Genomic DNA, 10882 nt, shown 5'->3' with positions numbered 1-10882 from the left:
CTTATCAGGTGAGCGGCCGCCGTGGAGTACATGCTTCCTCCCCGTTTTGAGAGCTCTTCCGGTATCTCGGTGGCAGTTGTGTACTTTTTCAAAAGTTCTTCTTCTATCTTCATGACCTCTCTCGATCTGAGTTCATGCGAGGTGATCTTTTTGAACATCTTCTCTTCCATCAGGTAGTATCTCAAATACGGATTCACAAGGAGTTTTACAGAATCGTAGAACCACTCCGGAAAATCCTCATCGGGTACGTTGGAGAGCCTGAGCTTCAGTTTTTTAAAGACTTCTTCGGTAACGTCTTTTCCCTTTACAAACACCTTCTCCACAAAACTCAGGTGGTTGAGTCCGTAGTACTTGAGGAACACATCTTCAAGGCCCACTGAGAACATTTCCGCTATCTCACGAACGAAGTTTATGGGAACGTTACAGAGTCCGATGAACCTTTCATAACCAAGATAATTCTTGGCGAACTCGGTGATGTGCCCGGAAGGGTTGGTGAAGTTTATTATGGTCGCGCTTGAAACTTTTTCCACGATCTCGACGTATTCTTCTACAATGGGAAAGGCCCTCAGGGCTGCCGAGAATCCCCCCACCCCCGTTGTTTCCTGTCCGATGAGACCGTACTTCAGCGGAATACTCTCGTCCTTTTCCCTTCCTTTCAATCCTCCGGGTCTGAACTGGAAGATCACATATTTTGCGTCCTTTACCGCGTCTCCAAAAGTACCGCTGATCAGCACCCTGAACCTGTCTTTTACAAGCCTTTTCACGAAATCAACCACGATCTTCTGCTTTTCTTCGTTGATGTCGTAGAAGATCACTTCGTCGATCTGAACGTCACCGGAGATGTCCAGCAACCCTTTCACCAGTTCTGGGGTATAACTGCTTCCGCCTCCTATCACCGCAATTTTCATCCCTTCACCTCCTTCAGATAGTTCTCCACCAGCCTGGTGTAGAGTTCTTCTGTTATCTGAAATCCTGAATGCTCCATGGCAAACAGCACCGCACCGATCACTGGATCGTGTTTGGGGATTGTGATCTTGTATTCCCTTCCAACTGCGCTTTCTATCATCTTTATGAGAAGAAGTGGAGCATTCTTGAAGAAACTCCCCTCCAGGATCAGCCTGATGGGGGGTGTGAAGTTAAGAGTTTTTCTGTGCGCGTCCACGATCTTTTTTACCTCGATCACGATTTCGTTGAATATCCTGAGAGAGACAGTGTCTCCATCTTCGGCACACTTGAAGAGGATCTGATTTACTTTTTTAACAATCTCGGAGATGTCTCCACCTTCGTAGTCGTATCTCAGAAGAGTTTCGACCGGGCCGATCTCCTTTTCGACCTCGTCAACAAGGAGTGTCCAGTCGTCCCTTCCATCTTTTGCCCTCACAACGGCGGATGTCACAAGAGAAGCGATATAGTGGGAGCCGAGCCTTTCACCGAGAGAAAAGGAAAGTCCCCCAATTCTGTTCACTCTTTTTCCATCGGAGGCGTACGAAATACTCCCAGTTCCGCAGCTTACCATGATACCAACATCGTTGAAGGTACCAGACCTCAAGGCGATTCTTCCATCGTTATCGAAGTCGAAGCTTTTGAAACCAAGCTTTTCCAGAATTTTCCTTACGATCTTCATCTCGTACTCGAAGTCGGCGCCTGCGTAACCGAAGAAGGCAAAATCTACATCTTCAAGATTTTTTCCGGCCCTTTCTAAAACACCGTTTATCACTCCTTTCAGATTCTTCAAAGCGTTTTCCTTTCCCACAACCTGATAATTCGCCCCATGCCCTTTGTAAACGGCGAGGATGTTTCCTTCTTCGTCACTCAGAACCGCCAGCGTTTTCGTTCCACCCACGTCACATCCGAGGAAGATCAAATCTCTCACCCCTATCATAGTATAATCGTTTCGGGGTGATGAGATTGAAAAGAGCGTTCTTCGTTCTGTTCTTAACCACCACCGCGGCTCTTTTCGGAGAGGTCTTCGTTAGCCTCTCCCTCGATTCTTCTGGAGGAAGAGTTGTAACAGCAGGTATGAGTGGAGAAAAATTCGGAGCAGGGTTTGAAGTGTGGGACTTTTCTTACATCACACCCTTCGTTTCCGCCTTTAAAGATATAGATCTTGGAGACTTCGTGGTGAGACTTGGAACAAAGATAGGACTCTCGCAAAAGCCATATTTTAGCCTTGAAACGTTTTTCTGGCGAAGATTTCGTGGAATAAAGTGGGGATTTGGCTATGCGATTCTCATAGGAAGCACCGTAAGATTTCCCGTATTGCTCAGATTGGGGTGGTAGAGAGTGGATTACCTTGAGGTCCTCGATTTTCCGAAGGTTGTGGACCTGGTGAAGAAACACACTTTTTCCGACCTTGGAAAAAAACACCTCGACACTCTGAAACCGAAAGTGAATCCCTGGAAAGAACTCGAACTGGTGGAAGAACTGCTGAATTATCTCACAAGATGGGGAGAGCCACCCATAAAAGGGTTGAACGACATCACACCGGAACTGGAAAAGTTGAAAGCAGGTTCTTCTTTGGAGCCGTGGGAACTTCTGCGCGTTTCCAGTTTTCTCGAAGGTTGTGACATCTTGAAGAACGAACTCAAAAGACGGGAGTACCTGAAGCTGAAAGAAACATTCTCTCAACTTGTATCATTTGAGGAATTCGTGAAAGAAGTGAACAGGTGTATAGAACAAGATGGAGAAATCTCGAACAACGCAAGTCCAAGATTGAAAGAGATAAGAAACGAAAAAAGACATCTTTCAGAGGAAATCAAAAAGAAGGCAGATGACTTTGTAAGGAAGCACTCTCAGATCCTCCAGGAACAGATGTACGTCTACAGAGAGGGAAGGTACCTTTTTCCCGTGAAAGCCTCTATGAAAAGATCGGTGAGAGGTATCGTGCATCACCTGTCCTCCTCTGGGGCCACCGTTTTTATGGAACCAGAGGAGTTTGTCGAATTGAACAACAGGATGCGTCTGTTGGAAGAGGAAGAAAGGCTGGAAATAGGCAGGATTCTTCGTCGGCTCACGAACATACTTCTTTCGAATTTGAGCGATCTTGAAAAGAACATCGATCTAATCGCCCACTTCGACTCTCTCTACGCACGGGTAAAGTTTGCAAAGGAAAACAACGGAATCGTTGTGAAACCTTCTTCAAGAATAAAGCTGGTGAACGCAAGACACCCGCTGATTCCAAAAGACAGGGTCGTTCCGATAAACCTGGAGCTTCCACCGAACAAAAAGGGAATCATCATCACGGGACCGAACATGGGAGGAAAAACTGTCACTGTGAAAACAGTAGGGCTCTTCACCGCTCTCATGATGAGTGGTTTTCCGCTGCTGTGCGACGATGGAACGGAGTTGATGATATTCCCAAAGATCATGGCCGATATCGGAGAAGAACAGAATATAGAGCAGAGTTTGAGCACATTCTCGTCTCACTTGAAACGGATCGTTGAGATAGTCGAGAACGCTGACAGCGATTCTCTTGTCATACTCGACGAACTGGGTTCCGGTACGGATCCTGCCGAAGGTGCGGCCCTTGCTATCGCTATAATAGAAGAACTTCTCGAAAAAGGAGCCACGCTCTTCGTGACGACGCACCATACACCTGTGAAAATCCTCGCGATGAACCACCCTCTCCTTTTGAACGCGTCGATGGAGTTCGATCCGGAAACACTTTCTCCCACTTACAAAGTGCTTGTTGGAGTACCTGGAGGATCCCACGCGTTTCAGATAGCGGAGAAGCTAGGGCTCGACAGGCGAGTCATTGAGAACGCCAAGTCAAGACTCTCGCAGGAAGAGATGGAACTCGAGAGCCTCATAAGATCGCTCCATGAAAAGATCTCCCTACTCGAGGAGGAAAAGAGAAAGCTCCAGAAAGAGAAAGAAGAGTACATGAAACTTAGAGCGAAATATGAGGCGGACTACAAAAAACTCAGAAGAATGAAAATCGAAGAGTTTGACAGAGAACTGAAAGAACTCAACGACTACATCAGAAAGGTCAAAAAAGAGCTCGATCAGGCGATACACGTGGCAAAGTCCGGCAACGTCGAGGAGATGAGGAAGACTGTCAGGGTGCTGGAAAAAGAAAGAAAAGATCTGAAGAAAAAAACCATTGAAGAAGAGATGGAAGAAGAGATCAACGTGGGAGATCATGTGAGGATGGAAGGAGGAACCTCCGTTGGAAAAGTCGTGGATGTGAAAGGAAGCACTGCTCTTGTCGATTTTGGTTTTTTGAGGGTGAAGGTGCCAGTTGGAAAGTTGAGGAAAGCAAAGAAGAAAGAAGAGGAGGACAAAGAAGAGGGAACTCATTTTGTTTCTTCTTTCAGAACGGAGATAGATATACGCGGCATGACTGTCGAAGAGGCAGAACCTGTTGTGAAAAAATTCATCGATGATCTGGTGATGAACGGGATCAAGAAAGGCTATATAATCCATGGAAAGGGAACCGGAAAGCTGGCAACAGGTGTCTGGGAGATGCTGAGAAGGGACAGGAGAGTGGTCTCTTTCAGGTTCGGGACTCCGTCGGAAGGGGGAACGGGTGTCACGGTTGTGGAGGTGGAAGTGTGATTTTCGCTCTGGATGTTGGGACGCGCAAGATAGCAGGTCTGCTGGCAGTTGAAGAGAGTGGTGTGATCAGGATCGTTGATTCTGAGTTGATAGAACACAAAACTCGCACGATGTTCGATGGCCAGGTACACGACGTGATAGGCGTCGCTGAAACTGTTGAAGAGGTGAAGCGAAGGCTTGAAGAAAGAAACGAGTTGAAACTTGAAGAAGTGGCGGTCGCCCTTGCGGGGAGGTTCTTGAAAACAAAAATCGGTGAAGCAGAAAGAGATCTTTCGAAGTTGGGACACATCACAAGAGAAGACGTGATGAAACTGGAGATAGAAGCTGTCAGCAACGCACAGAGTGATGTGGAGGGAGATTTCTTCTGTGTTGGATACTCCGTTGTGGAGTACAGACTGGACGACATGTGGATGAAGAAACTGGAAGGTCACAGGGGCGGGAAGGCTTATGTGAAAGTCGTCTCCGCGTTTCTTCCCGTGCACGTTGTGGACTCTTTGATGAGAGTGCTGGAAACGGTAAGACTCACACCGGTGCACGTGACCCTGGAGCCCATAGCGGCCATGGATCTAACCGTGCCAGAGGATCTGAGGTACCTGAACATCGCTCTCGTCGATGTCGGTGCAGGGACGAGCGACATTGCCATATCTAAGGAAGGCACCGTTGTGGCGTACGGAATGATTCCGCTCGCGGGAGACGAGATCACAGAATCTATAGGGAAGAGTTTCCTGCTGGACTTTCAAACGGCGGAGCACGTGAAAAGAACCGTTTTCACAGAAGGGAAAGTGAAGGTCAAAAACGTTCTCGACAGAGAGATCGAGCTGACAAGAGAGGAAGTTGAATCTGCCATAAAGCCTGTTGTGGATCAGATCACGTCGGAGATCTCCTCCGTTGTAACAGAACTCAACGGTGGTCCACCCTCCGTTGTGATGGTGGTGGGTGGTGGAGCAAAGATTCCCAGTTTTGTGGAAACACTCGCTGGCAAGTTGAATCTTCCACTGGACAGGGTTTCACTGAAGAGTGTGGAAAGCACGGGTGTTGTAGAAGATATTACCGGAAAGGTCAAAGGAAGCGAATACATCACACCCGTTGGAATAGCGTACAGTGCCATGAGGAACAGAGGGGCTGTCTTTTCACAGGTTGTTGTGAATGGAATCCCCGTGAGACTCATGGGAGCAGTCGGGAAATACTCTGTGATGCAGGTTCTCATACAGGCCGGGTACAGGTTTTCTTCGCTTGTGGGAGGAGACACGATCTCCGTTGTTGTGAACGGAAAGCCCCTTCTGAGACCAAGAAGAAAGACCTCTGTGAGGATACTGGTGAACGGGGAAGAGGCGAGTCTTTCTTCAAAAGTGAAACATGGAGACAGGATCGACGTTCACATCGAAGAAAAGACCATTCCTCTCAGGATAAAAGACGTTGCAAAGCCTGTGAAAGTGGCACTCCCATCGGGTGAAATCGAAGAAGTATTCCCAGAGATCCTGAAAAACAGCTCTCCAGCTTCTCTAGAAGAGTCATTGAGCGAAGAGGATTTTGTCAGCTTTCCAGAAAAGATGAAGGTGAAAGAAATCAAAGAAAAGCTTTCTTATGGCAAAGTAAAAGTTTCTGTTAACGGGGAAGAGAAAAATGTTTGTGTTGTGGATTTTGATCTCCTGAAAGAAGGGCGGCCTTTGAAAGATGATGAGGAAGTTTCCCTCGGAAGTGAACTCACGGTGGTTGAAAAGGGGAAAAAGTCTCTTGAAGAGGCGCTGGAGGTTCCACACATCACAGTCAGCTTCAACGGCGTTTTGAAAAAAATTCCTCTGAAGATCGTTCGCCGGGTTGGTGAATCGAGAGTGGAGATGAAAGACTTCAAACCGATGGTGCTCGACCTTCTCAAAGACATGAAGATGGACGGTCTCAGAGACTATGAACTTCTCAAAAACGGAAAGAAAGCGATGTTCACCGATCCACTGGAGGATGGTGATGTGGTGGAGTTCAGAGAAAAAAAGTGAGGGGGCCGGCCCCCTCAGATGATAGCCTTCTCCGTTTCTTTATCGAAGGCGTGCATTCGCGTCATGTCGAACACAAGATCGATCTTCTGTTCCTCTTTCGCCTGCGTTCTTGGGTTGACGGATGCGGTGATGGCATCGTCTCCTACCTTCACATGAAGGATTGTTTCACTTCCAAGAGGTTCGACCACGTCAACGATTCCCGTTACCGTGTTCTCTGGAGTTGGAGCCATCGCGAAGAGCTTGTCGTAGACATCCTCCGGTCTGATACCAAAGATGATCTCTTTGTCCACATAGTCTGCGAGCTTGTCTTCAAATTCTTTTGGAACTTTCACTTTGAAACCAGACGCCTGTATCCAGAGTCCTCCTTCTCCTCTCACAACCTTTGCGTTCACAAAGTTCATCGGAGGACTGCCGATGAAACCAGCAACGAAGATGTTTGCGGGGTTGTTGTATATCTCATGAGGTGATCCAATTTGCTGGAGCTCTCCATCCTTCATAACGACTATCTTGTCTGCCATCGTCATGGCTTCCACCTGATCGTGTGTCACGTAGATGACCGTTGCCTGGAGCCTGTGATGGAGTTTTTTGAGTTCACTTCTCATCTGAACCCTGAGTTTTGCGTCGAGGTTGGAAAGAGGCTCGTCGAAGAGAAAGACCTTCGGGTTTCTCACAATCGCTCTTCCAACTGCCACCCTCTGTCTCTGCCCACCGGAGAGCTGTCTTGGCTTTCTGTCGAGTAGGTTTTCTATTCCGAGTATCTTGGCAGCTTCTCTGACCCTCCTGTCGATCTCATCTTTCGGATATCTTCTCAGCTTCAAACCGAAGGCCATGTTCTCGTAGACGGTCATGTGGGGGTACAGTGCGTAGTTCTGGAACACCATGGCGATGTCTCTATCTTTTGGTTCGACGTCGTTCACAACCTTACCATCAATGTAGATTTTTCCCTCCGTGATTTCCTCAAGACCGGCGATCATCCTGAGGGTGGTTGTCTTTCCACAACCAGACGGTCCCAGAAGGACCACAAATTCCTTGTCTTCGACGACCAAGTTTGCGTTCTTCACAGCAACGACCTTGTTGTCGTACACCTTAGTGACGTTCTCAAGCACAACCTGAGCCATCCTCACACCTCCTGAGAATCGTTGAATTCAAAATATTTCTTGAGTTCAAGGTACTTTTCGACGTTGCCGATGTCCAAAAGGTAAGTGTCGAGTATTTCCTCAAGAAACTCCATCAATTTTTTGTATTTCTCGTAATCGATCACCACAACGGTCGGGATCCCGTTCTTTGTCACGACCACGTCCTTTTCCTTTGTTTCTTCAACAACATGAGAGAACTTCGCCTTCGCTTCCGCCAGACTGCGAAAGGACACACCACTCAGATTCATTTTCCCACTCCTTGACCAGAATTATAGTCAAGTTTACAAAAAATCACAAGGACTGTTTTAAACGAAAAAACGGGGATATCCATGATTATCCCCGTTTATGAAGAAATATGAAGCATTTTCTCAAAATTTCACGTTGAAGTAGAACTTGTCCGTGTTCAAAACAAACGTCAGCTCGGTGCTTCCCTTTTTCGCCTGCGCCATAAAACCATAAGAGACACGGTTTTTTGAAACTGAAACGAGGAATTTTAATTCAAGTCCTTTTTCCACGGGAAAACTGAAACCCACACCTCCAGCGAGTTGCCAGTCCAGACCCCCCACCCCAAGGAAAACAACGCTGTCTGCATCGGAGATTCCAAAAAGGGCGGTGTTGTTCAGCACTCTGTAGGCAAAAGAGGTGCTTCCCATGGAGATATGGCCACTACAGAACATGACGGTGTCCTTGGACATGTAGGAGAAATTGTCAAGGGAAAACCTGTAGCCACCGATTTTCATGATGTAGTCCTGGTCGAGCAGGGCATACCCCCCAGATCGACCTATGAGAAACTCGTAGTGTACGTTTCCCGGAAATGGAATGATGTCTCTCTGGTCGATGGAAAAAGAAAGACTCCATCCATTTCCGAGCAGGAGGGCAGTCTTCAGTGTCACTTCTGAAGTCTTCACCCTCAGAAAACCGAGTTTCTGGAAATTCGTCTGGGATCTTGTGATGCCAACACCCACACCCCATTCATCGTTGTAAACACTGAAAACAAGCACATCACCGAATGTGACACGGTAGCCATCGGATGTCCACATGAAAGAACTTGAAAAAACCACTCCCCCCACGATGAGAAGAAGGAAAAGAAGGTGTTTTTTCATGCTTTCACTCCTCTTCAAGAAGTTTCCTTACAATCCTGTTGGTGAGCTCTGGATTTGCCTTTCCTTTCGTTTCTCTCATCACAAAGCCGACGAAGAAACCGGCGGCCTTCTTCTTGCCTGCCTTGTAGTCCTGAACTGCTTTCGGATTCTGTTCCATCGCTTTTCTGACGAGCCCTTCTATGAGCTTTTCATCACTTATTTGAACAAGGCCTTTCTCCTTCACTATCTGAGAAGGCATCTTTCCCGTTTCGAACACCTCCGGGAAAATCTCCTTTGCGATCTTTATCGAGATCTTCCCCTCGTCCATTAGTTTGAAGAGATCTGCAAAGTGTTCCGGCTTCAGCTTCGTCTGTGTGATCTCCAGGTTTCTTTCGTTGAGTTCTCTCAAGACTTCGGTCATGATCCAGTTGCTGAGATCTTTTGGCCTGTTGACGGCTTTCACACACTCTTCGAAGAACTCTGCGAGTTCCTTGCTCGCCGTGAGAACTCTGGCATCATACTCTGGGAGCCCGTATTCTTCCATGAAGCGAGCTGCCTTTTCGTCTGGAAGTTCGGGAATCTCCCTTTTCACCTCATCGAGGTATTCATCACTCAGAACAACCGGTGGAATATCGGGCTCGGGGAAGTATCTGTAGTCGCTTTCTTCTTCCTTTCCTCTCATGGAGACGGTGGTCTTTGTTGTTGCGTCCCATCCCCTTGTCTCTCTTTCCACGTCTTCCCCTCTTTCCATCGCTTTGACGATCCTTTTGAACTCGTACTCCAGGGCTCTTTCTACGAACCTGAAGGAATTCATGTTCTTCACTTCCACCCTGTTACTCTGTCTGCCGGTTTCTGTATCCACAACGGAGATGTTCGCATCGCACCTGAGAGCACCTTTTTCCATGTCGCCCGTGCTCACACCCAGATATCTCACGATCGATCTCAGTTTTTCCATGAAGACACGCGCCTCTCTTGGGGAAGAGATATCTGGTTCCGTAACGATCTCGATAAGGGGCACACCACATCTGTTCATGTCAACGAGTGAGTAACTCGCGCGTGTGATGGAATCCCCTTCATGCATGAGCTTTCCCGCGTCTTCCTCTATGTGAAGTCTTCTTATTCTGATCTTCTTTCTTCTCTCGTCTCCATCTATCTCGAGGTATCCTTCCGTTGCGATCGGGTAGAAGTACTGACTGATCTGGTATCCCTTCGGGAGATCCGGATAGAAGTAGTTTTTCCTGTCGAACCTTGAATACTTGTGTATCTTGCAGTTCAGAGCAAGAGCAGTCTTGACAGCGAACCTGATCATCTCCTCACTGGGAACGGGAAGTGCACCTGGCTGGCCCGTGCAGACAGGACAGATTGCCGTGTTCGGCGGAAGTTCAAAGACGTCTGCTGGACAGGAGCAGAACGCTTTGGTCTTCGTTGAAAGCTGAACGTGTATCTCGAGTCCTATGACCGGCCTGTATCTCATGCTTTCACCTCCGGGAGAGGGAACATGCCGTTTTCGTTGTACGGCGAGTTCTTCTCGATAGCCCTTGCTATTCTGAAGACCTTTCCATCCGCGAACCTCTTTCCGATCACTTGAACACCCACAGGCAGGTTGTTGGAAAACCCAAACGGTACACTGATCGCCGGAAGACCTGCAAGGTTTGCCGGTATGGTGAATATGTCCATCAGGTAATAGGTGAGTGGGTCTTTTATTTCGCCGATCTTGAAGGCGGTTACGGGAGAGGTGGGAGTGAGAATTGCATCGTACCGAGAAAGCACTTCGTTGAGTTCGTCTGAAATTTTCCTTCTCACCTTCATTGCTTTGTTGAAGTAAGCTTCGTAATAGGCAGCACTGAGGGTGAAGGTTCCGATCATTATTCTTCTTCTTACCTCTTCACCAAACCCCACATTTCTTGTCCTCATGTACATCTCTCTGAGACCTTTCTCTTTTATTCTGAGGCCATACTTGACGCCATCGAATCGGGCAAGGTTTGAGCTCGCCTCAGCAGGAGCGATAACGTAGTATGTGGCAACGGAGTACCTGATGTGTGGGATTTTCACCCTCTCCACCTTCGCGCCGAGTCCTTCCAGAAGTTTCAGGGCTTCTTCGAACCTCTCTGCAACT

The 10882-nt window shown here is 47.7% G+C and carries 10 protein-coding genes; 3 read left to right on the top strand and 7 right to left on the bottom strand.

The window, feature by feature from the left end; all coding sequences use genetic code 11:
• Window positions 1-908 (bottom strand): 6-phospho-beta-glucosidase (locus J7K79_RS08240; protein ID WP_296907413.1); only part of this gene is annotated, 908 nt, incomplete at its 3' end.
• Window positions 905-1873 (bottom strand): N-acetylglucosamine kinase, encoded by a 969-nt coding sequence (locus J7K79_RS08235; protein ID WP_296907416.1) that lies wholly within the window; start codon window positions 1871-1873, stop codon window positions 905-907. The genes J7K79_RS08240 and J7K79_RS08235, both read right to left, overlap by 4 nt.
• Before the next feature lie 29 nt (window positions 1874-1902).
• Between J7K79_RS08235 and J7K79_RS08230 the strand changes: the two genes are divergently transcribed.
• Genes J7K79_RS08230 through J7K79_RS08220 form a run of 3 tightly spaced genes read left to right on the top strand, consistent with a single transcriptional unit; the run spans window position 1903 to window position 6548 of the window.
• Window positions 1903-2280 (top strand): hypothetical protein, encoded by a 378-nt coding sequence (locus J7K79_RS08230; protein ID WP_296907410.1) that lies wholly within the window; start codon window positions 1903-1905, stop codon window positions 2278-2280.
• 3 nt (window positions 2281-2283) lie between these two features.
• The gene (mutS2, locus tag J7K79_RS08225) at window positions 2284-4557 is read left to right on the top strand and encodes an endonuclease MutS2 (RefSeq protein WP_296907407.1); all 2274 of its coding nucleotides are present in this window, start codon (window positions 2284-2286) and stop codon (window positions 4555-4557) included.
• On the top strand, window positions 4554-6548 hold the full coding sequence (locus J7K79_RS08220; RefSeq protein WP_296907405.1) for a cell division protein FtsA: 1995 nt from the start codon (window positions 4554-4556) through the stop codon (window positions 6546-6548). Before mutS2 ends, J7K79_RS08220 begins: the two co-directional genes overlap by 4 nt.
• A gap of 14 nt (window positions 6549-6562) precedes the next feature.
• On the opposite strand, the gene ugpC is transcribed toward J7K79_RS08220, so the two are convergent.
• The 5 genes from ugpC to J7K79_RS08195 all read right to left on the bottom strand — a co-directional run.
• Window positions 6563-7666, bottom strand: coding sequence for a sn-glycerol-3-phosphate ABC transporter ATP-binding protein UgpC (ugpC, locus tag J7K79_RS08215; protein WP_296907402.1), 1104 nt, complete (start codon window positions 7664-7666; stop codon window positions 6563-6565).
• 2 nt (window positions 7667-7668) lie between these two features.
• Window positions 7669-7932: a type II toxin-antitoxin system Phd/YefM family antitoxin gene (locus J7K79_RS08210; protein WP_296907400.1), complete on the bottom strand. Its 264-nt coding sequence runs from the start codon at window positions 7930-7932 to the stop codon at window positions 7669-7671.
• Window positions 7933-8052: 120 nt separating this feature from the next.
• A complete protein-coding gene (locus J7K79_RS08205; RefSeq protein ID WP_296907397.1) occupies window positions 8053-8787 on the bottom strand; it encodes a hypothetical protein in 735 nt (244 codons plus the stop codon).
• 4 nt (window positions 8788-8791) lie between these two features.
• A complete protein-coding gene (gene gatB / locus J7K79_RS08200; RefSeq protein ID WP_296907396.1) occupies window positions 8792-10240 on the bottom strand; it encodes an Asp-tRNA(Asn)/Glu-tRNA(Gln) amidotransferase subunit GatB in 1449 nt (482 codons plus the stop codon).
• Window positions 10237-10882: amidase (locus J7K79_RS08195; protein WP_296907393.1), on the bottom strand; the 646-nt coding region annotated here is incomplete at its 5' end. The genes J7K79_RS08195 and gatB, both read right to left, overlap by 4 nt.

The sequence above is a fragment of the Thermotoga sp. genome, from assembly GCF_021162145.1.
Lineage (GTDB): Bacteria > Thermotogota > Thermotogae > Thermotogales > Thermotogaceae > Thermotoga.
Note: the sequence above shows the minus strand (reverse complement) of the source record. Positions and strands in the feature narration are given on the sequence as shown.

Bases quoted from the DNA above. Each gene is read 5' to 3' on its own strand.
- J7K79_RS08230 (WP_296907410.1), top strand. From the start codon at position 1,903: ATGAGATTGAAAAGAGCGTTCTTCGTTCTGTTCTTAACCACCACCGCG.
- ugpC (WP_296907402.1), bottom strand. From the start codon at position 7,666: ATGGCTCAGGTTGTGCTTGAGAACGTCACTAAGGTGTACGACAACAAG.
- J7K79_RS08210 (WP_296907400.1), bottom strand. From the start codon at position 7,932: ATGAATCTGAGTGGTGTGTCCTTTCGCAGTCTGGCGGAAGCGAAGGCG.
- J7K79_RS08205 (WP_296907397.1), bottom strand. From the start codon at position 8,787: ATGAAAAAACACCTTCTTTTCCTTCTTCTCATCGTGGGGGGAGTGGTT.
- gatB (WP_296907396.1), bottom strand. From the start codon at position 10,240: ATGAGATACAGGCCGGTCATAGGACTCGAGATACACGTTCAGCTTTCA.